16 protein-coding genes are annotated in these 18,844 nt (G+C 70.1%); 2 read left to right on the top strand and 14 right to left on the bottom strand.

Going from position 1 to position 18,844, the window contains the following annotated elements; genetic code table 11:
• The first annotated feature begins 137 nt into the window (after positions 1-137).
• Positions 138-2,186: a putative metal-binding motif-containing protein gene (locus tag G4D85_RS29690; protein ID WP_164017410.1), complete on the top strand. Its 2,049-nt coding sequence runs from the start codon at positions 138-140 to the stop codon at positions 2,184-2,186.
• Positions 2,187-2,192: 6 nt separating this feature from the next.
• Here the strand turns inward: G4D85_RS29690 and G4D85_RS29695 are convergent, their stop codons facing one another.
• The 10 genes from G4D85_RS29695 to G4D85_RS29740 all read right to left on the bottom strand — a co-directional run bounded on the left by G4D85_RS29695 (position 2,193) and on the right by G4D85_RS29740 (position 12,774).
• Complete coding sequence (locus tag G4D85_RS29695) at positions 2,193-2,960, bottom strand: methyltransferase domain-containing protein (RefSeq protein WP_164017411.1); 768 nt, start codon at positions 2,958-2,960, stop codon at positions 2,193-2,195.
• 61 nt (positions 2,961-3,021) lie between these two features.
• Positions 3,022-5,436 (bottom strand): sialidase family protein, encoded by a 2,415-nt coding sequence (locus G4D85_RS29700; RefSeq protein WP_164017412.1) that lies wholly within the window; start codon positions 5,434-5,436, stop codon positions 3,022-3,024.
• 163 nt (positions 5,437-5,599) lie between these two features.
• Positions 5,600-6,367 carry a hypothetical protein gene (locus tag G4D85_RS29705; protein ID WP_240359570.1) on the bottom strand — a complete coding sequence of 256 codons (768 nt, stop codon included), beginning with the start codon at positions 6,365-6,367 and terminating at the stop codon, positions 5,600-5,602.
• 162 nt (positions 6,368-6,529) lie between these two features.
• On the bottom strand, positions 6,530-7,285 hold the full coding sequence (locus tag G4D85_RS29710) for an ABC transporter ATP-binding protein (protein ID WP_164017414.1): 756 nt from the start codon (positions 7,283-7,285) through the stop codon (positions 6,530-6,532).
• Positions 7,282-8,163 carry an ABC transporter ATP-binding protein gene (locus G4D85_RS29715; protein WP_164017415.1) on the bottom strand — a complete coding sequence of 294 codons (882 nt, stop codon included), beginning with the start codon at positions 8,161-8,163 and terminating at the stop codon, positions 7,282-7,284. The genes G4D85_RS29710 and G4D85_RS29715 overlap by 4 nt, the downstream gene beginning before the upstream one ends.
• Complete coding sequence (locus G4D85_RS29720; RefSeq protein WP_164017416.1) at positions 8,160-9,224, bottom strand: branched-chain amino acid ABC transporter permease; 1,065 nt, start codon at positions 9,222-9,224, stop codon at positions 8,160-8,162. Before G4D85_RS29720 ends, G4D85_RS29715 begins: the two co-directional genes overlap by 4 nt.
• A complete protein-coding gene (locus tag G4D85_RS29725) occupies positions 9,224-10,144 on the bottom strand; it encodes a branched-chain amino acid ABC transporter permease (RefSeq protein ID WP_164017417.1) in 921 nt (306 codons plus the stop codon). Before G4D85_RS29725 ends, G4D85_RS29720 begins: the two co-directional genes overlap by 1 nt.
• Positions 10,144-11,355, bottom strand: coding sequence for an ABC transporter substrate-binding protein (locus G4D85_RS29730; RefSeq protein ID WP_164017418.1), 1,212 nt, complete (start codon positions 11,353-11,355; stop codon positions 10,144-10,146). Before G4D85_RS29730 ends, G4D85_RS29725 begins: the two co-directional genes overlap by 1 nt.
• 122 nt (positions 11,356-11,477) lie before the next feature.
• Positions 11,478-12,185 (bottom strand): YsnF/AvaK domain-containing protein, encoded by a 708-nt coding sequence (locus G4D85_RS29735; RefSeq protein WP_164017419.1) that lies wholly within the window; start codon positions 12,183-12,185, stop codon positions 11,478-11,480.
• 79 nt (positions 12,186-12,264) lie between these two features.
• Positions 12,265-12,774 carry a hypothetical protein gene (locus tag G4D85_RS29740; protein WP_164017420.1) on the bottom strand — a complete coding sequence of 170 codons (510 nt, stop codon included), beginning with the start codon at positions 12,772-12,774 and terminating at the stop codon, positions 12,265-12,267.
• A gap of 348 nt (positions 12,775-13,122) precedes the next feature.
• Here G4D85_RS29740 and G4D85_RS29745 point away from each other — a divergent pair, with 348 nt between their 5' ends.
• Complete coding sequence (locus G4D85_RS29745) at positions 13,123-13,953, top strand: YsnF/AvaK domain-containing protein (RefSeq protein ID WP_164017421.1); 831 nt, start codon at positions 13,123-13,125, stop codon at positions 13,951-13,953.
• A gap of 139 nt (positions 13,954-14,092) precedes the next feature.
• Here G4D85_RS29745 and G4D85_RS29750 read toward each other — a convergent pair whose 3' ends face one another.
• The 4 genes from G4D85_RS29750 to grpE all read right to left on the bottom strand — a co-directional run bounded on the left by G4D85_RS29750 (position 14,093) and on the right by grpE (position 18,775).
• Positions 14,093-15,538, bottom strand: a complete 1,446-nt coding sequence (locus G4D85_RS29750) for a serine/threonine-protein kinase (RefSeq protein ID WP_164017685.1) — start codon at positions 15,536-15,538, stop codon at positions 14,093-14,095.
• 116 nt (positions 15,539-15,654) lie between these two features.
• Positions 15,655-15,948, bottom strand: coding sequence for a hypothetical protein (locus G4D85_RS29755; RefSeq protein ID WP_164017422.1), 294 nt, complete (start codon positions 15,946-15,948; stop codon positions 15,655-15,657).
• Between the two features lie 98 nt (positions 15,949-16,046).
• Positions 16,047-17,870, bottom strand: coding sequence for a molecular chaperone DnaK (gene dnaK, locus G4D85_RS29760; RefSeq protein WP_164017423.1), 1,824 nt, complete (start codon positions 17,868-17,870; stop codon positions 16,047-16,049).
• Between the two features lie 5 nt (positions 17,871-17,875).
• Positions 17,876-18,775 carry a nucleotide exchange factor GrpE gene (grpE, locus tag G4D85_RS29765; protein WP_164017424.1) on the bottom strand — a complete coding sequence of 300 codons (900 nt, stop codon included), beginning with the start codon at positions 18,773-18,775 and terminating at the stop codon, positions 17,876-17,878.
• Between the last annotated feature and the right edge of the window lie 69 nt (positions 18,776-18,844).

Here is an 18,844-nt window from a genome sequence, read left to right on the forward strand (position 1 = left end):
GCGCAGCGCAACGAGTCAGCGCGCCGAGGCCACTGGCGCGCACACGGACGGCGCGCTCCTCCCCGCCACCGCGTCCGCAACCCCATGCGATGAGGCCGCATACCCGCATCTCGCGCAGTTCAACTAGAATGCGCCACATGCGACGCGTCCTGCTGCTCCTCCCCCTCCTCGCGCTTGCTGGCTGCAAGAAAGAGACTGCCCAGGGTGCCGTGAAGGTCACGGTGACCTACGAGGGATTCAAACCCGGCTGCGTGCGGGTGCAGGCCCGGGACGCGGATGGGAAGGGTGAGCCGCTCTCCGAGGACCTGGACGGCAAGGGCGGCCCCGAGGGCGGCTCGCTCATCGTGGCCGTGTTCCCCCAGGACGGCTGGGGCAGCACGATTCAGGTGGAGGCCCAGGCCTTCGAGCGAATCTGCGCAGGGAATCCCGTGGTGAGCAGCTCACAGCGCGTCACGGTGGTAGCGGGCGAGGCGACTCCCGCGGCGCTGCAGCTGCTCGCGACGGACCACGACCAGGATGGCTACGTGTCCATCCGCACCGGTGGCTCGGACTGCAATGACGACGTGCCCGCCATCAATCCGGGCGTGACGGAAGAGCGCTGCAACGGCGTGGATGACAACTGCAATGGCCAGTCGGACCGGGAGGAGCTCCGGCTGGAGCAGACGTGCACGGAGGGCACGGGCTGCGAGGGCGTGCGCCAGTGTGGCGACAACGGCCGGGTGGTCTGCTCCGTGCCGAACGCCATCCTCGCGTACCCGGACGTGGACCGGGATGGACACGGGGACAAGAACGCCGAGGCCCAGACCTTCTGCAGCGGGCTTCCGGTTGGCTACGTCACCGGCCCGAACGATGACTGCAACGACAACAGTGTCACCGTGTACGCTGGAGCGCCGGAGCTCTGCGACGGCCTGGACAACGACTGCGACGAGGCCGAGGACGAGACCTTTCCCCAGCTCGGAACGGCGTGTACCGACCCGGCCAGCCAGTGCGCCGGGCAGTTCCAGTGCAACGGAACCAACAGCGTCACGTGTGTGGCGACCCAGCCCATTCCCACCTTGTACCCGGATGACGATGGCGACGGGTATGGGCGGAACAGTGACGCGCAGCAGACGTGTGGGCAGCCAACGGGCACCTTCGTCAGTCAGGGTGGCGACTGCGATGACGGCAATCGCTTCAGGCACCCCAACCGAGCGGAGGTGTGTGACGGGCTCGACAATGACTGCGACAACCAGCCCGAGGCTGCCGCCGTGTGTCCGGCGGGCGCACCCGCCTGGCAGCAACGTACCGTGGGCCCGAGTTCCCGGTCGTGGCAGTCCGTCTTCACCTCGGCTTCAGGTGAAGTAGGGGTCGTGGGGCACTTCGACGCCCGCGCCAGGCTCTTGCCGGGGGGAACTACCTTTCAGGAAACGACGACCGGCTGCAACCCCACCAACAGCGGCTGGAACACCTTGTGGCTCGACGAGGCCAACAATGGCCGCGGCTATTTCGGCTCCGCCGGGGGACGGCTGGTCTATCAGGACACGACGAATCAGAACTGCGCCTCGCAGCTCGACATCGACCGTCCGGTCGAGAGTCTCGTCGGCATCAGGAATGGCGGCAGCCTCGAGCTTCACGGAGTCACCTCTCCAGCCGGCCTCGAAGTGAATGGCTCCACGTTCATCTGGAACGGTGGCACCGGCCTGACCTACGGCACCACGGGAGTGTCCCCGCTGTACGACGTCCACGGCGTCTCCCGCGCCGCGCTCTTCGCCGTGGGTGGTTACGACGCGGGCGTAGGGGCAGCTGAGCCGCGCATCTACCGCTTCAACGTGACAACCGGGCAGTGGCAGACGGAGAACGTGCAATCCATCCCCGGACTGGCCCGACTCAACGGCGTCTGGGTCGTCAACGAGAGGGTCGCATTCGCCGTGGGCAACTCCAACTCCGTCCTGAGGTGGAATGGAACGAGTTGGAGCAAGATGGACTTTCCCGATGACAACGTGGAGAGCCTGACCTCCGTCATCGCCTTCGGCGCCAACCTGGCCTACGCCACCGCGTATAACGGCCGCATCTACCGCTACAACGGCCAGCGCTGGGAGGAGGTCTTCGAGGACACGAGCCTCCGCATCAACGACATCGCGGGCACCAGCCCCGCGGACCTCTGGGTGGTGGGCGAAAATGGTGCCATCCTCCACTGGCCCCAGTGACGAGACTCAGCGCCCCCGCCGCGCCACCACGAAGCGGCGGGTGAAGAGGAACGGCGTGCCCCGCTCGTGCTTCGGGTAGGACTGGCGCAGCAGCGGCCTCAGCGTGTCGAGGAAGGCCCGCCCTTCCTCCTGCCCCAGCGCCGCCAGCACCGGCCGCAGCGTGGTGCCCAGCAGCCACTCCAGCACCGCGTCCTCGCCCGGCAGCACGTGCAGGTACGCCGTCTCCCACGCGTCCACCGTCAGCCCCAGGCCGGACAGCAGCGCCTCGTACGTGGCGAGCGACTCCGCGTGTCCCCGGCGCACCGCTTCCAGCTTCGCGGCGAAGCGCGGTAACGCCCGCACCTCGTCGATGTGCCGGTGCGAGGGCGCCTCGAAGTTGGCCGGCACCTGGAAGGCCAGCACTCCTCCCGGGGCCAGCTTCGCCACCAGTCGCGCCAGCAGCGCATCATGCGCTGGCACCCAGTGCAGCGCCGCGTTGGAGACGAGCACGTCCAGCGGCGCGGGCGGCTCCCAGCCCGCGAGGTCCGCCACCTCGAAGCGCAGGGACTCGGGGGGCGGACGGCGGCGTGCCTCTTCCACCATGGCGTCGGACGAGTCCACGCCGTACACCCGCGCGTCCTTCCACCGCCCGGCCAGCACGCGCGTCAGGTCTCCCGTGCCGCAGCCCAGGTCCGCCACGTGCGCGGGCGCGTCCACGTCCACCCGCATCAGCAATTCGAAGAAGGGACGCTTCCGCTCGTCCCGGAACTGCGAGTACTGCGTCGGGTCCCACATGGCGGCCACCTCCTGGCGGTGCGGCTGACATCGCGCCAGGAGGTGTAGCGCACCGGGCTGCTCAGCGCTTCACTCGCAGCACCTGGAAGCCCCGGCCGGACGTACCGAAGCCGCGCACATTGTCCATCCGCACCACCAGGTCGCCCGAGGGCAACACGCCCCACACGTCCGCCAGGGCGAAGGCGGTGCTGCTCAGCCGCTCGTAGCGCAGCGCTTCGCGCCACGTCACCCCGTCCCCGCTCGTGAAGAGGCGGGCGTACACGTCACCGGGCGCGTGGATGTCTCCCGCGCTCGCCCAGCCCGTCCCCATGGCCCAGCCGCCCCCAGGCACCGGCAGGAGGGAGTATGCGGGGCCCGGCAATTCCAGCAGCGCGTCCACGCGGCCACTCGGGAAGAGGCGCAGCAGCTTCGGGTGCTCGGGCTCGTACAGCGTGGACTGGCCCAGCAGCAGCGAGCCGTCCGCCTGCACCCCACCCGCCACGCCGTTGGCCGCGTACCCTCCGAATATCGACGTCCAGTTGCGCCCGCCATCCGTCGAGCGGAGCACCGCCGACTGGCTCTTGCTGCTCCCCAGCGTGGCCCACAGCGCGCCCGTCGTCGGCTCCGTGAACAGCGAGTAGCCATGCCGGTGCGCCGTGAGGGTGGAGCGCACCGTCCACGTGGCCCCGCCGTCCGTGCTGGCCCACAGGCGTGTCGGCGCGTTGGCGGAAGTGAAGGTCTGGTACTCGAGGAAGAAGAACGTGCTCCCCAGCTCCGCGAAGCTTCGCGGGCCGTAGGCGCGGTAGCTCCCCAGGCTCACCGCGTTGCCCCACGTGCGTCCCCCATCCGTGGAGCGCTGGAGTTGGTAGACGCCGCTGCGGCTCGCCACCGCCAGCAACGTGCCGTTCTTCATCGCGGCCACCACCCAGAGGTTGCCGCCATTCTGCCCGCGCGCCGTGAAGGTGCGCCCACCGTCCGTGCTCGCCACCAGGTTCGAGCGGCCGCCGTCGAGCGCCAGCGCGTACACCGTACCCGCGCCGTCCACCGCGAGCACCTCGTGCGTGGTGTTGGTGTGCACCGGCTCCAGCGTGAAGCTTCCCGACGTGCCTCCGTCCGGCGGAGGCGTTCCGCCGTCCGTGTCCGTGCCTCCGTCCGTGCCTGGGGTGCCTCCGTCGGTGCCCGTGCCCCCATCCGTGCCCGGCGTGCCACCGTCGGTGCCCGTGCCGCCATCCGTGCCCGGCGTGCCGCCATCACTCCCCGAGCCACCATCCGGCGTGCCGCCATCCGAGCCGCCATCCGGTGGAGGCTGTGGCGTCACGGAGAGCGCCACTCGGGACACGGTGCCCCACGAGGCGGCATCGGGCGCGTTGCCATAGAGGCACGGCACCTCGGTGCTCTCCGCGGGCAGCACGTCCACCGCGTTGAGGTAGCCCTTGAACGTCGTGTCTCCGTCCAGCGTCACCGCGCTTCCGAGGACTCCGTCGCGCAGCACGCGGACGCGCAGCTCGTAGTGCTCGTTCAGCACGCGCATGCGGTTGTAGAAGACATACAGCGTGTCGCCGATGCGCGTGGTCGCCGCCTGCATGGCCCAGTCCGACGCGCCCTCCACCAGGAGGCGTGGCCCGAAGGACGTACCGTCGAAGTGCCGGTAGTAGAGGCGCTCCGTCTCGTCCTTGTAGACGAGGTCGATGCCGCCCTTCCCGTCCTCCACCGCGCTCAGCGCCGCGCCGTGGTAGATGCCGTCGGAGAACGCGTCGCGCACCGGCGACCACGTGTCCAGCGGGTCCGAGTCGTTGCGCACGCGCAGCCGCGTGGGCTCGAAGCCGTCGTGCATGGCGTAGAAGAAGACGAGCTTCGTCCCCACGCTCAAGAGCCGCCCACCCCCGCGGCGCTTCACCTGGCCCAGGTTCGGCTGGCGTACGAAGGTGGCGCCCCCATCCGTGGACGCCGTCACCACCGCCGTGGAGCTGCCGTCCGGCTCCAGGCGGAAGGCCTGCACCCACAGCCGCCCGTGCGAGTCCCGCGCCAGCAGCGCCCGCGAGAAGCCCGTGCTGTCGTCCGGCGTGTCCAACACGCGCACCGCCGGCTGCGGCACCCACGTGTCCGAGCCCGACTGGTAGCGCCACCACTGGAAGTACACGTCGTGCCGGCGCGACGGCGCCAGGCTGGGGCCCTCGTACGAATAGACGAGCGCCACGTCCCGCCCCACCGCGAGCAGCTCCGCCCGGTCCGTGTGCGTCGGGTCCGACTGCACGTCCGCCACGCGTCGCACGCTGCGAAGCGCGTCCTCGGAGCGGTAGAGCACCAGGCCCTTGCCGTCCCTGCCTCCGTGCTGGATGGCCACCAGCCACGTCGGCGGACGCCCGGAACCTGTCTCGATGCGAACAATGTGACGCTGGGCCGGGAGCGTGAGGGCATTGCCCCCGCTCACCGGAACCAGCGATGTGCCGCCCGCCGCCAACACCGTGGCGAGCAGGGCACCAGCCAGCCCCGTCATTCCTGTCCCCCTCCGTGTCAACTCCCCGGAGGGAAGCTAGGACGGGGGTGCAGGAACGGAAACCGGGTCAGAACAACCACACGGCCCCATACGCCGGGCCCGCCAGCCTGCCTGCCGCCCGGTACACGCCCCCTTCGAGGGGAGCGCGCCCGGGAGGAAGTGACTACTTCGTGCGACGACGCTTGGTGCCGGCGTCCGGAGCCGCGGTGCCGGCGTCGGCGCCGCCCGTGTCCCCGCCCGTCAGGCCACCGTCAGCGGCGATGCCACCGTCGCCCACGCCGGCATCCGCGCCAGCCGCACCGGCGCGCTGCACCGGGGGCGGCGGGTTGACCAGCGCCAGCGAGCCGAGGAACTCGTCCGAGCCCGGCGCGCCGATGCTCGGGTTGTAGAGGACGAGCATGGTGTAGAGGCGCGGGCCCACCAGGTAGTTGCGCGCCTTCACCTCGCCGTTGGGCGAGGACACCGTGTAGGACTTGCCGGGGTAGCCGTCGAGCGTGATTTCCTGCTCGTTGCTGACGGTGCCCTTGAGCTGGTTGTTGAGGCCGTCGCGGCCCTCGTTGAGGAAGGCCTCCGGAGGACGGGCGGCGACGACCTTCTCCGGGTAGTCCGCGATGCTGACGGAGAAGATGACGCCTTCCGGAGTCTGGAGCGAGTACGCCGCCGTGGCCACGTCGCCCGCGGGAATCGTGACCTTCTGCCGCTGGACCTGGGGCTGGCCGGGCATCTTCACCGAGAAGCCCTCTTCCGCGTTCACCGGCGTGAGCTGGGAGGCCGGGTCGGGCGTCGGGCCCCCCGTGTCACCGCCCTCGTTGGGCAGCTCCTCAATCGTGGAGGTGGCTTGCTGATTGTCGGTCTTCTGCTGACCGGCGCACGCGGCGGCAATCAGCGCGAGGGTGGCAACGGCGGCGAGGAGACGGGACAACGAGGGCATGGGCACGCTTCCTAAGTGAGGTTGAACGCGGTGCGTCGATGGACGCTAGACGAACTGCTTGCCTGCTGACTACCCGAGATTGAGGGGCTTGCCAGTTTCATTGCGACTTCTGCCGTCGGGGAGCGTCAGCGGGAGGACGTACCAGGAAGTCCCCCCGCGCCCCTATTCGCCCAGGTACGCGCGGCGGACTTCGGGGCTCTCCAGCAGCGCCTTGCCGGGCCCGGCCATCGCCACCTCGCCGGTCTCCAGCACGTAGCCATAGTGGGCGCAGTTGAGTGCCAGGTGGGCGTTCTGCTCCACCAGCAGCACGCTCACCCCCGTGGCGTTCACCTCGCGCAGGGTGCGGAAGATGGTCTCCGTCACCTGCGGCGCCAGGCCCAGCGAGGGCTCGTCCAGGAGCAGCAGCTGGGGCCGGCTCAGCAGCGCGCGGGCAATGGCCAGCATCTGCTGCTCGCCGCCGGACAGCGTGCCCGCCATCTGCTTGCGGCGCTCCTTGAGCACCGGGAAGAGCGTGAAGCCCTTCTCCATGTCCTGCTGGATGGCGGCCGTGTCCTTGCGCAGGTACGCGCCCAGCTCCAGGTTCTCCTGCACGGAGAGGTTGGGGAACACGCCCCGTCCCTCCGGCGCGTGCGCCATGCCGCGCGGCACCAGCTGGTGCGCCTTGAGGGACGTGGTGTCCTTGCCCTCCAGCGTAATCCGGCCGGCGCTGGGCTTGAGCATGCCGCTCACCGCGCGCAGGGTGCTCGTCTTGCCCGCGCCGTTGGCGCCGATGAGGGCCACCACCTCGCCCTTGCCCACCGTCAGCGACACACCCCTGAGCGCCTGGATGGCGCCGTAGTGCACCTTGATGCCGTCCACCGTCAGCAGCGGCGGGAAGGACTGACGCTCCCCGAGCTTCTTCACCTGCGCCTCGCTCACGCCGCCCCTCCGTGACTCTCCAGGTAGCTGTCACCCAGGTACGCCTCGATGACCTTCCTGTCGCTGCGAACCTGCGCCGGAGCCCCCCGGGCAATCGTCTCGCCGTGGTCCAGCACCGTAATCTGCTCGCAGATGCCCATGACCAGCTTCATGTCGTGCTCAATCACCAGCACGCCCAGCTGGAAGTCGTCCCGCAGCTTGCGGATGAGCACCATGAGGTCCGCCTTCTCGCGGGTGTTCATGCCCGCCGCCGGCTCGTCCAGCAGCAGCACCCGGGGCTTCGTGCCCAGCGCGCGGGCAATCTCCAGCCGGCGCTGCTCGCCATAGGGCAGGTTGCGCGCCTCCTCGTCGCGGCGGTGGGACAGGCCCATGACCTCGAGGAGATGCTCCGCCTGGCGCGTCAGCTCGCGCTCCTCCGCCTGGAAGTGCGGGGTGAGCAGCAGCGCCCGCCACCAGTCGCGGTAGTTGGCGACCGCGCCCTTCAGCTTCCCGCCCACGCCCAGGTCGTGCGGGTGCAGCGCGCCCTGCGCCCGGCACGCCACCTTCACGTTGTCCAGCGCGGTGAGCGCGCGGAACAGACGGATGTTCTGGAAGGTGCGCGCCAGGCCCAGGTGGTTGATTTGATGCGGCTTGCGCCCGTTCACCCGCTGCCCCGCCACGCGCACCTCGCCCTTCGTGGGCTGGTACACGCCGGTGAGCACGTTGAACGCGGTGGACTTGCCCGCGCCATTGGGGCCGATGAGGCCCAGCAAGTCCCCCTGGCGCACGGTGAGGGAGAAGTCCGTCAGCGCCTTGAGGCCGCCGAACTGGATGCTCACCCCGTCCGCCTGGAGCAGCGGGGCCCCGGCCTCTTGATTCGCCTGCACCGCCGCGCTCACGACAGCCCCCTGCGCCGGCGCGGAATCCACCGCGGCAGCACGTCCCAGAGTTCCCGGGTGCCGAACAGGCCCTGCGGCCGCGACAGCATCAGCACCACCAGCAGCAGGCCGTAGATGGGCATGCGAATCTGGTCCACCTTCTGCGCCAGGGTGCTCTCCGTGCCCAGCAGGTTGAACGCCGAGCGCAGCCCCTCCGGCAGCAGCGTGAGGAAGATGGCGGCGACGATGGCGCCCGTGGTGGAGCCCAGGCCTCCCAGCACCACCATGACGACGATTTCCATCGACTTCACGAAGGTGAAGGAGCCGGGGTTGATGATGGGCACGAAGTGGGCGAACAGCCCGCCGGCGATGCCCGCGAAGAACGAGGAGATGACGAACGAGCGGACCTTGTAGCCGGTGGTGTCCACGCCCATGGCCTCGGCGGCCACCTCGTCCTCACGGATGGCCCACAGGCTGCGGCCATGGCTGGAGCCGGCGATGCGCCGCGCCACCAGCACCACCAGGAAGACCCAGAAGTACACCATGTAGGGGGTGGAGACCTGGGGGATGCCGGACAGGCCCAGCGCGCGGCCGAACGCGTCCGTGTTCTGCACCACCACGCGGATGATTTCGCCGAAGCCCAGCGTGACAATCGCCAGGTAGTCGCCGCGCAGCCGCAGCGAGGGCAGGCCCACCAGGAAGCCACACGCCGCCGCGGCCAGGCCGCCCGCCAGCAGCGCCACGGTGAAGAACACCTGGTCGCTGACCGCCACCGGGAGGAAGGACAGCGCCACCTCCTTGAGGCTCAGCGACAGCACACCGGAGATGTACGCCCCCACCGCCATGAAGCCCGCGTGGCCGATGGAGAACTGGCCCGTCATCCCGTTCACGATGTTGAGGCTCACCGCGAGGATGATGTTCACCCCCATCACCGACAGGAGGTACACGGCGAAGGGGGACTCGTTGAGCAGCCAGTGGAACGCGGCCAGCACGGGCAGCGCCACCAGCACGGGGAAGATGCCGCGAAGCCAGGGAGGCAGGACCGAGTCGGCCTCGGGAGCGCGAAGCGCCGGGGTCTCCATCAGACCTTCTCCGCGGCGACACGGCCGAACAGGCCGCCCGGCTTCACCAGCAGCACCAGGATGAGGAAGCCGAAGGCCACCGCGTCACGCCAGGTGCTGGCCGCGTAGCCCACCACGAACTCCTCCACCAGCCCCAGCACCAGCGCGCCCACCACCGCGCCCGGCACGTGGCCGATGCCGCCAATCACCGCCGCCACGAAGGCCTTGAGGCCCACGTACAGCCCCATCAGCGGGCTCACCGACGTGTCCTTGATTGCGTAGAGCAGGCCCGCGCCGGCCGCCAGCGCGCTGCTGAGCATGAACGTCAGGGCAATCACCCGGTCCGTGGGGATGCCCATCAGCGCCGCCACGCGGTGGTCCCAGGACACCGCGCGCATCGCCCGGCCGAAGCGCGTGCGGAACACGAGGTACTGGAGCCCCACCATCAGCGCCACCGCGATGGCGAGGCTGATGACCTGCCAGTTCCACACGACGACGTCGCGGTCGCCGATGACAATCCACTCCTTCGGCTCGATGACCTCCGGGAAGGCGCGCGGGGACGCGCCCGGCAGGAAGCCGATGTCGAGCTGGAAGCCGTAGGACAGCGCGAAGGAGATGCCGATGGCGGTGATGAGCGCCGTCAGGCGGGGCTTCTCGCGCAGCGGCCGGTAGGCGAAGCGCTCGATGAGGAAGCCGAGCAGCCCGCAGCCCAGCATGGCCACCGCGAAGATGATCGCCACGCCCAGGAGCGAGCCGCGGACCTCGCGACCGAGCGCGAAGGCGGTGGCGTAGCCCATGTAGACGCCGACCATCATGACGTCGCCATGGGCGAAGTTGATGAGCTTGAGGACGCCGTACACCATCGTGTAGCCGAGCGCGACGAGCGCGTAGATGGTGCCGGCGGCCAGGCCGTTGATGAGGTGCTGGAGGAGCTGCGCCATTAGGGGTTGATGGTGGTGACGTACTGCGTCTTGCCGTCCCCGACCTTCAGGACGACCGCGGACTTCACGGCGTTGCGCTTGTTGTCCAGGGTGATGGTGCCCGCCACGCCCGGGAAGTCCTTCGTCTGGGCGATGGCGTCTCGCACGGACGGGCCGGTGAGGTCCTTCGCCCGCTTGAGGGACTCAATCGCCACGCGGGCCGCGTCAAAGCCCAGCGCCGCCAGCGCGTCCGGCACGGCGCCGTAGGCGGCCTTGTAGTCGGCGATGAACTTCTGCACGCGGGGGTCCGGGTTGTCCGGCGAGTAGTGGTTGGAGAAGTAGCTGCCCTGGATGGCGGTGCCGCCCAGCTCGAAGAGCTTCTCGGAGTCCCAGCCGTCGCCGCCCATCAGCGGAACCTTGAGCCCCACCTCGCGCGCCTGGCGGGCGATGATGCCCACCTCGCTGTAGTAGCCCGGCACGTAGATGCCGTCCGGCTGCGTCTTGCGGATGGCGGTGAGCTGCGCGCGGTAGTCCGTGTCGCCCTGGCTGTAGCTCTCCGTGGTGGCGACCTTGCCACCCATCTCCGTGAACTTGCGGTTGAAGACGTCCGTGAGGCCGATGGAGTAGGCGCTCTTGTTGTCCTGGAGCACCGCCACCTTGCTCAGCTTCAAATCTTCCCGGGCGAACTTCGCCATCACGAAGCCCTGGAACGGGTCGATGAAGCAGATGCGGAAGATGAAGTCGCCCTTCTCCGTGACGGTGGGGTTGGTGGACGAGGGCGTAATCATCGGCACGCCCGCGGCCTGCGCCTTCTCCGCCATGGCCAGCGAGTTGGACGAGGCCACGTCGCCGAGGATGAGGACCACCTTGTCCTGCGTAATCAGGCGGGTGGCGGCCTGGGCGGCCTCCTCGGGCTTGCTCTGGTTGTCGTAGACGCGAATCGCCAGCTTCTTGCCATTCACGCCGCCCGCGGCGTTGGCCTCCTTGATGGCCATCTCGATGCCGTTGCGGGTGGAGATGCCGAAGGTGGCCTGGCCGCCGGTGAGCGCGCCCACCTGGCCGAGGAGGATGACGTCGGAGCCGGCGGGGGCGTCACCGCCCGGAGCCGGGGTGGCGGGCTGGCCCTGCTGCGCGGTCTGCGCGCCCTCCGTTGGGGCGGGCTGCGTCTTCTTCTCGCAGGCGGCCGCCAGGACGGCGAGCGCGGCGAGCAGCATCGGGGCAAGGCGTCGCATGCGGGGCTTCCCTCCAAGGGGGGATGACTGCAAAGCCCCGGTTTTCTAGGGGAGCCCCTTCCATGGGTCAAGCTTGCAACCGAGGCCCCCCGCGTGCACACACCCGCCGTGCGGTGCGTCAGTCAGGAGTGGAGCCCATCCACCGGGCCTTCATGGAGCACCTCGCCCCGCTCCTCCACCTCCGCTGTCTCCCGGCGAACGGTGGTGTGCACCTGCCGCAGCTCCTCCTGGGTCGTCTTGGCGAGGGTGACCTCCTGCCAGACGTGGGCCGTCTTGGTGAACTCCACCCGCTCCTCGTACAGGGGGATGATGAAGGTGCTCTCCTCGAAGGGCACCACCCCGCCCGGCACCGGCCGGCCCTCCGCCGCCCGGGGGCGCTCGCTGCCCGGCTCCGCGGCCGGCAACCGCTCCACCACCAGCTCCTCGCGGCGCACGGGGATGGAGAAGTGCTTCACCTCCGTGCGCACCACCTTGTGGACGCGCAGCTGTCCCACCTCGTGCGGCACCGTGCGGGGGACGGCCTCCTCATGGGCCAGGGGGATGACGATGTCCTGCGACTCCCCGAAGCCGTGGGTCCGCAGCGTCTCCGGGCGCCGGGCGTCCACCTCCGCGCGGGAGCCCGGCCCGGGCGCCACCTCGTCCCGGGTGAGGCCCAGGTGCACCTCGCCGTCGCGCACCGTCACCACGTCTCCATAGCGGGCCACATAGTCCCGCGCGCGCAGCACCCCGCGCTCGACGACGAAGGTGTCCGCGCCGCAGCCCACCACGGTGCCCAGCCGTGCGCCGTCCGCCGTGAAGACCCGCATCCCTTCCTGAACGTCCCAACGCATCAGGTGCTCCTCTCGAGTCGGCACGAGGCCCGGCGGACTTTGGATGAACCCGGGGATGAACCCGGGGATGAACCCGGGCTCACCCGGGGGTGGACGCCAGCGCCTCGTGCCAGGGTTGTTCCCTGCCGCTGGGCCCCCGCCGGGGCCTCCACTCCGCCGTCCGGGGCACCTCGTGTCCGGACGCCTCCGGCTGCGTCGGCGCGCGCGGCGCCAGCACCGCCAGCCGCCGTCGCCGCCGGGCCTCCCTGCGCCGGTCCGCCATCGGCTCGTCCGCGTCCTCCTCCGTGCCTTCCAGGGAGGAGGCGTCCGGAAGCTCGGGACGGGCCGGCGCCTCCAGGAGAGGCTCGGCCGGAGCCCCGGCCTTCTGCCCGGGGGCATCCTGGAGCCTGCGGCGCGCGAGCCCTCCGGCCACCAGCGCCCCCAGCAGTCCCGCCGTCCAGCCCACGCTGGCCGGGGAGCCTCCCTGCCGCAGGTGGAGGAACCGGCGCAGGCCTCCAAGCAGGAAGGGGGCTCCCACGCCCGCCGCCGCGCCGCCCAGCAACAGCTCGCTCCAGCTTCCCCGCCGCATGCGCTGCTCATGGGTGCTCATCAAGGTCTCCCGCGTGGGCACTCGCGACCTGTCGGGACGCGCGTACCGAAGGTGGGGTGGTCCGTCACGTGGTGGAAAGCCCCGGCCCCGGACACCCGCCTGACGGCGTGTTCCCTGCCCTGAGAGGGGGCGAGGAGGCATGCGTGCGTTCGGGCGGGCAGGCGCGTTGGCGAGCCCTCTCGCGGCGATGCCCGTCCACTGTCGTTCCGCCCACCCGCTCCCACCTTCCCGGTTGAAGCCCGGGGCGCATGCCACCCCCGGCCTCGTGCAGGGGCGCGAGGCAGGCAATCACCAGGGCTTGGGGGAGGCCGCCCCGGCACACCCCACCCTGGTTACAAGGAGCCAGCCATGTTCCAGCGTACCGATGTGAGAGAAGGAATGGTCGTCCGCAGCATCGACGGCGAGAAGCTCGGCAAGGTCTTCGCCGTGGGCGACGGCGAGTTCCACATCGAGAAGGGCCTCTTCTTCCCGAAGGACTATCTGGTCCGGTACACGGAGATCAGCGACATCCGCGCCGGCGAAATCATCCTCAACCACGGCAAGGAAGCGCTGAACAGCCTGTCGCGTGACGACAACCGCTACGGCACGACGGCGGGCATGGGCGTACCGGCCACGGGGAGCACCGCCACGGGCTACGACTCCACGGGGCTGGGCACGAGCGCGGACACCCTGGGGACGCGGGACACGTCGCTGTCCGGCAGCGGCCTGGGCACCGACACCCGCATGGGGCTCGGCGGCGAGCGCACCGTGACGGGCCGCACGGAGGACATCGCCATCCCCGTACACAAGGAGGAGCTGGACGTCCTCAAGCGCGAGACGCAGGCCGGCGAGGTCCGCGTCCGCAAGGACGTCGTCGAGGAGGAGAAGGTGGTGGACGTCCCGGTACGCCGCGAGCGCGTACGCGTGGAGCGCCGCGACGTGAGCCCGGACCGCCCGGCGATGAACGCCTCCTTCCAGGAAGAGACGGTCGTCGTCCCGCTGCGCGCCGAGGAGGTGGAGGTCCAGAAGCGCGCCGTGGTGGACGAGGAGGTCATCATCCACAAGGACGCCATCGAGGAGGAGCGCCGCGTCGCGGAGAGCGTCCGCCGCGAGGACGTCAGCGTCCGCACCGACGGGGACGTGGAAGGCTCGCGCACCCTGAACGCGCCCACGGATGACCCGCTCAAGCGCGGCTACTGAGCCGTCGTACGCGGCGGCACAACCCCCGGGGCCCCCGGACCCTGGGGCGTCACGCCGTGACGCGACATGAAGCCGTGAAGCCGTGAAGCCAGCCCCCGGCCTCCCCTGTGAGGAGCGGGGGCTTTCTTCGTCCGGAGCGTCAGCGCGCGGACTTCCGGGGGGGAGGGCGCACCTGCGTCTCCTCGCCCTCGATGCCCACCGGCACGCCCGGCCTGCCGGCCGCCTCGGTGCGGTCCAGCCGGTTGAACTCGCGCAGCCGGTCCGGGAAGTGCCGCGAGGTGAGCCGCGACAGCTCCACGTCCTTCGCCGGGCGGCACACGTCCGCCAGCCGCTCCGCCATCTCCAGGGCGCTGCCGAAGCGCGCCTGCGGCTGCTTGGCCAGCGCCACCTCCAGCACGTCCCACAGGGGCAGCGGCAGGGCGTCCGGCCGGGGCAGCCGCTCGTCGCAGATGGCCTGCATGGAGGCCAGCTCGTCCCCGCGGTCGAACGCGCGGCGCCCGGTGAGCGCCTCGTAGAGGATGAGGCCCATGGCGAACAAGTCACTGCGCGCGTCCAGCCGCTGGCCCCGCGCCTGCTCCGGCGACATGTACAGCGGCTTGCCCTTGACGATTCCCGGCAGCGTCACCGTGCGCTGCGCCCGCGCCTTGGCCACGCCGAAGTCCAGCACCTTCACCCGCCCGTCGAACCCCACCATGAGGTTGTGCGGGGACAAGTCCCGGTGCACCAGCTGCAGCGGAGCGCCGTCCTCGCCCTTGAGGCCGTGCGCCGCGTGCAGCCCCTGCAGGGCCTGCACCACCACCGCCACCGCCGCCGCCGGCTCCAGCGGCCCCTTGAGGAAGCGGATGAGCCGGTCCAGGTCCACGCCGCGCACCAGCTCCATGGCGATGTAGTACGCGCCCTGCGCCTCGCCGAAGTCGTAGACGTGGACGAGGTTGGGGTGCGACAGCCGCAGGCCGATGCGCGCCTCGTCCAGGAACTGCTGGACGATGGAGGGGTCCGCCGTCAGGTGCGGGAGGATGCGCTTGAGCGCCACCAGCCGGCCCAGCCCCTCCGGCCCGCGCGCCCGCGCCACCAGCACCTGCGCCATGCCGCCGGTGCCCAGCGGCGTCACCACCTCGTACTTGCCGATGCGGCCGCGGGGCACCGGCGTGTCGTCCAGCGACAGCTCGTCCAGCCGCTCCAGCGCGCTCCGCCCGTCGGTGAGGGCCAGGAAGCTCAGCACCGCCGTGTCGAGCTGCTCGCCGATGGCCTCCACCAGCTTCATCACCAGCCCGCCGCCGTCCTCGAAGCCGCCCTCCACCGCCAGCCCCAGGCCCCCCAGCTCCAGCTTCCCCAGCTTCAGCCGGGTGCAGAAGAGCATCCGCCCGTTCTTCAGCCGGCGCGGCCCCGTCCAGTGCGCCGCCTCGAAGACGTCCACGCCCAAATCCCCCAGCACGCGCGTCAGCACCGGGCCCCGCGTGCCTCGCAGGGACACGAAGCCCGCGGGCGCGTGCACCATCCGCGCGCACTGCGTGAGGAACACGTCGAGCCCGGCGTCCAAATCAAGCCCGCGCTCCAGGCAGTCCTCCAGGATGTCGTCCGACATCCGGTGGACGGCCACCAGGCCGCGCAGGAACGCGACCTCTGTCTGCAATGAAGGGAATTCCACGGGTGCATTCAACACCCGCGGGCGCCAGTCCGGGAAGACGGGGTACGGCGGGACTACACGCGCTCCCGGTCCTTCAGGGGAACACCGGAGGGCAGGTGCTCGGACGAGCCCTGGCGCAGCATGGGATGGCGCTCGTCCAGGAGGCCGTGGGCCTCCAGCACCCGTTCCAGATGCGCCACGCGCTCACGCAGCAGCGCCGTGTCGGTGACGCCAAGCTGCGCCTCACGCAGGCGGATGAAGGCCTCCACCAGCGGCTTGAGGGAGAAACGCAGCGTGAGCCCCGCGAAGGGGATGCCAATCGTCATGGCGACGATGAGCACGGTGACGATGGCTTCGGTGGGGTCCATGGCGGTGCCTCGGGCGGACGACGGGGTCACCGCAGTCTACGCCCGGGCGTGGAAACCATTGCAGGCCCCCGGAGAGGCGGGCCCGGCCGGGGCCCGGCTCAGCTCGCCTGGCCCGTGTAGATGGCGTCGGCGATGCGGTAGGCGCTGCCCTCCAGCCGCTGGAAGGCGTCCTTCAGCGCGACCGCGTCGGCGGTGTTGAGCAGGCCCTTGAGCCGCTCCAGGTCCGCCTTGATTTCCTCGCGGTCCTTCTCCGACAGGAGGCTGGCGTACTCCTCCAGGCTCTTCTCCGTGGTGTAGATGAGCCCGTCTGCGTTGTTGCGCAGCTCGGCCAGCTCCTTCTTCTTCTTGTCGTCCGCCGCGTGCGACTGGGCGTCGGTAATCATCCCCTGGATTTCCGCCTCGGAGAGGCCGGAGTTGCTCACCACGCGCACCTGCTGCACCTTGCCGGTGCCCAGGTCCTTGGCGCTGACGTGGACGATGCCGTTGGCGTCGATGTCGAAGGACACCTCAATCTGCGGCACGCCACGCGGCGCCGGGGGAATGCCCACCAGCTCGAAGCGCGCCAGCGTCTTGTTGTCCGCCGCCATCTCGCGCTCGCCCTGGAGCACGTGCACGCTCACCAGCGGCTGGTTGTCCACCGCGGTGGAGAACACCTGGCTCTTCTTGCAGGGGATGGTGGTGTTCTTGTCGATGATTTTCGTGAAGACGCCGCCCGCCGTCTCCACGCCCAGCGACAGGGGCGTCACGTCCAGCAGGAGGACGTCCTTCACCTCGCCCTTGAGCACACCGCCCTGGATGGCCGCGCCCACGGCGACGACCTCATCCGGGTTGATGCCCTTGTGGGGCTCCTTGCCGAAGAACTCCTTCACCTTCTGCTGCACGCGCGGCATGCGCGTCATGCCGCCCACCAGGAGGACCTGGTTGATCTGCTGCGCCGGCACGCCCGCGTCCTTGAGGGCGATGCGGCAGGGCTCAATCGTGCGGTCGATGAGGTCCGCCACCAGCGCCTCGAAGGTGGTGCGGTCCACCGTCTCGGTGAGGTGCTTGGGGCCGCTGGCGTCGGCGGTGATGAACGGGAGGTTGACCTCGGTCTCCGGCGCGCTGGACAGCTCGTGCTTGGCGCGCTCGGCGGCCTCCTTGAGGCGCTGGAGGGCCATGCGGTCCCTCCGGAGGTCCAGGCCGTTGTTCTGCTCGGCGAAGCGCTTGGCGAGGTAGTCGATGAGGCGCTGGTCGAAGTCCTCGCCGCCGAGGAAGGTGTCGCCGTTGGTGCTCTTCACCTCGAACACGCCGGCGTTGAGCTCCAGGATGGAGATATCGAACGTGCCGCCGCCAAGGTCGTAGACGGCGATGCGCTCGGTGCCGCCGTCCTTCACCTTGTCCAGGCCATAGGCCAGGGCCGCCGCGGTGGGCTCGTTGATGATGCGCAGGACGCTGAGGCCGGCGATGCGGCCCGCGTCCTTGGTGGCCTGGCGCTGGCTGTCGTTGAAGTAGGCCGGGACGGTAATCACCGCCTCGGTGACGGGCTCGCCGAGGTAGTCCTCCGCCGTCTGCTTCATCTTCATCAGGACGATGGCGGAGACTTCCGGCGGGCTGTAGCCCTTGCCGCGAATCTCCACCCACGCGTCGCCGTTGGGGCTGGGCGCCACGCGGAAGGAGCTGACGCTGATGGCCTTCTTCGCCTCGGGCGAGTCGAACTTGCGGCCGATGAGCCGCTTCGCCGCGAAGACGGTGTTCTCTGGGTTGGTGATGGCCTGCCGCTTGGCAATCTGCCCCACGAGGCGCTCGCCAGAGTCGGTGAAGCCCACCATGGAAGGCGTGGTGCGGCTGCCCTCGCTGTTGGGGATGACCACCGGCTCTCCGCCCTCCATGACGGAGACGCACGAGTTGGTCGTCCCGAGATCGATTCCAATCACCTTGCCCATGATGGTTACTGACTCCCCCCGGGAGAATCCTCGGGCTTCGGGGGCACGGTGGTCCCCTCTGCGACAGACGTGGAGGCCGACGCGGCCTCCGTGGACTCGCTGGCCGCGGGCGAGACAGGCTCGGCCACGGGCGCGACAGGCTCGGCCACGGGCTCGGGCGCGCGCGCGACGACGACCATGGCCGGACGCACCAGCCGCTCATTGAGGAAGAAGCCGCGGACGACCTCGAACACCACGTGGCCGGCGGGCACCTCCGCCGTCTCCACCTGCTGAATCGCCTCGTGCATGCGCGGGTCGAACGGCTGGCCCTTCGCGCTGAAGGCCTTCACGCCATGGCGGCCGAGCGCGTCCTCGAAGGACTTGCGCGTCATGGCCACGCCCTTCTGGAAGCTGTCGATGTCCGGGGACTTCGAGGCCGCGTCGAGCGCGCGGTCCAGGTTGTCCATGACGGGGAGCAGGTCCTTGAGCAGCTTCTCCGAACCGAAGCGCTGGACCTCCTCCTTCTCCTTCTGCGCGCGCTTGCGGTAGTTCTCCAGGTCGGCCGCGGCGCGGACGGTGCGCTCCTGCGCGTCCTTGGTGCGCTCGTGCGTCTCGCGCAGGCGCTCCATCGTCTCGCGACTCTTGGCCTGGCTGAACTCGAGCTGTGCCTTGAGCGACTCCACCTCCTGCCGCAGCGCCGCCACTTCCTCGGACGGTGCCACGGCGGGAGCCGCGCCATCCTCGGCAGGAGGCGCCTCCTCGGTGGATTCCGCGGAGGCCGGGTCCGAGGCTTGCACCTCGATGACCGTCACCTCTTCCTCATCGTCCATGTGACGCTCGACGCTGGCGACCGCCGCGTCGATGACGTCCTGCCCGATGTCCGTCTGGATGCTGCCCTTCTCGTTCGAGCCGGCCACGGCGCGCACTATGTCACGCGCTCGGGGCCGTTCCAACTGGCGGAAACGACTGGCAGAACCCAGCCCCGGGGTGCGAGC

This window comes from Pyxidicoccus trucidator (genome assembly GCF_010894435.1).
In the GTDB taxonomy this organism is placed as follows: Bacteria; Myxococcota; Myxococcia; order Myxococcales; family Myxococcaceae; genus Myxococcus; species Myxococcus trucidator.

What these genes read in the sequence shown, in the direction of transcription:
- G4D85_RS29690 (WP_164017410.1), top strand. Translation starts at nt 138, where the DNA reads ATGCGACGCGTCCTGCTGCTCCTCCCCCTCCTCGCGCTTGCTGGCTGC.
- G4D85_RS29695 (WP_164017411.1), bottom strand. Translation starts at nt 2,960, where the DNA reads ATGTGGGACCCGACGCAGTACTCGCAGTTCCGGGACGAGCGGAAGCGT.
- G4D85_RS29700 (WP_164017412.1), bottom strand. Translation starts at nt 5,436, where the DNA reads ATGACGGGGCTGGCTGGTGCCCTGCTCGCCACGGTGTTGGCGGCGGGC.
- G4D85_RS29705 (WP_240359570.1), bottom strand. Translation starts at nt 6,367, where the DNA reads ATGCCCTCGTTGTCCCGTCTCCTCGCCGCCGTTGCCACCCTCGCGCTG.
- G4D85_RS29720 (WP_164017416.1), bottom strand. Translation starts at nt 9,224, where the DNA reads ATGGAGACCCCGGCGCTTCGCGCTCCCGAGGCCGACTCGGTCCTGCCT.
- G4D85_RS29725 (WP_164017417.1), bottom strand. Translation starts at nt 10,144, where the DNA reads ATGGCGCAGCTCCTCCAGCACCTCATCAACGGCCTGGCCGCCGGCACC.
- G4D85_RS29730 (WP_164017418.1), bottom strand. Translation starts at nt 11,355, where the DNA reads ATGCGACGCCTTGCCCCGATGCTGCTCGCCGCGCTCGCCGTCCTGGCG.
- G4D85_RS29735 (WP_164017419.1), bottom strand. Translation starts at nt 12,185, where the DNA reads ATGCGTTGGGACGTTCAGGAAGGGATGCGGGTCTTCACGGCGGACGGC.
- G4D85_RS29740 (WP_164017420.1), bottom strand. Translation starts at nt 12,774, where the DNA reads ATGAGCACCCATGAGCAGCGCATGCGGCGGGGAAGCTGGAGCGAGCTG.
- G4D85_RS29745 (WP_164017421.1), top strand. Translation starts at nt 13,123, where the DNA reads ATGTTCCAGCGTACCGATGTGAGAGAAGGAATGGTCGTCCGCAGCATC.
- G4D85_RS29750 (WP_164017685.1), bottom strand. Translation starts at nt 15,538, where the DNA reads ATGTCGGACGACATCCTGGAGGACTGCCTGGAGCGCGGGCTTGATTTG.
- G4D85_RS29755 (WP_164017422.1), bottom strand. Translation starts at nt 15,948, where the DNA reads ATGGACCCCACCGAAGCCATCGTCACCGTGCTCATCGTCGCCATGACG.
- dnaK (WP_164017423.1), bottom strand. Translation starts at nt 17,870, where the DNA reads ATGGGCAAGGTGATTGGAATCGATCTCGGGACGACCAACTCGTGCGTC.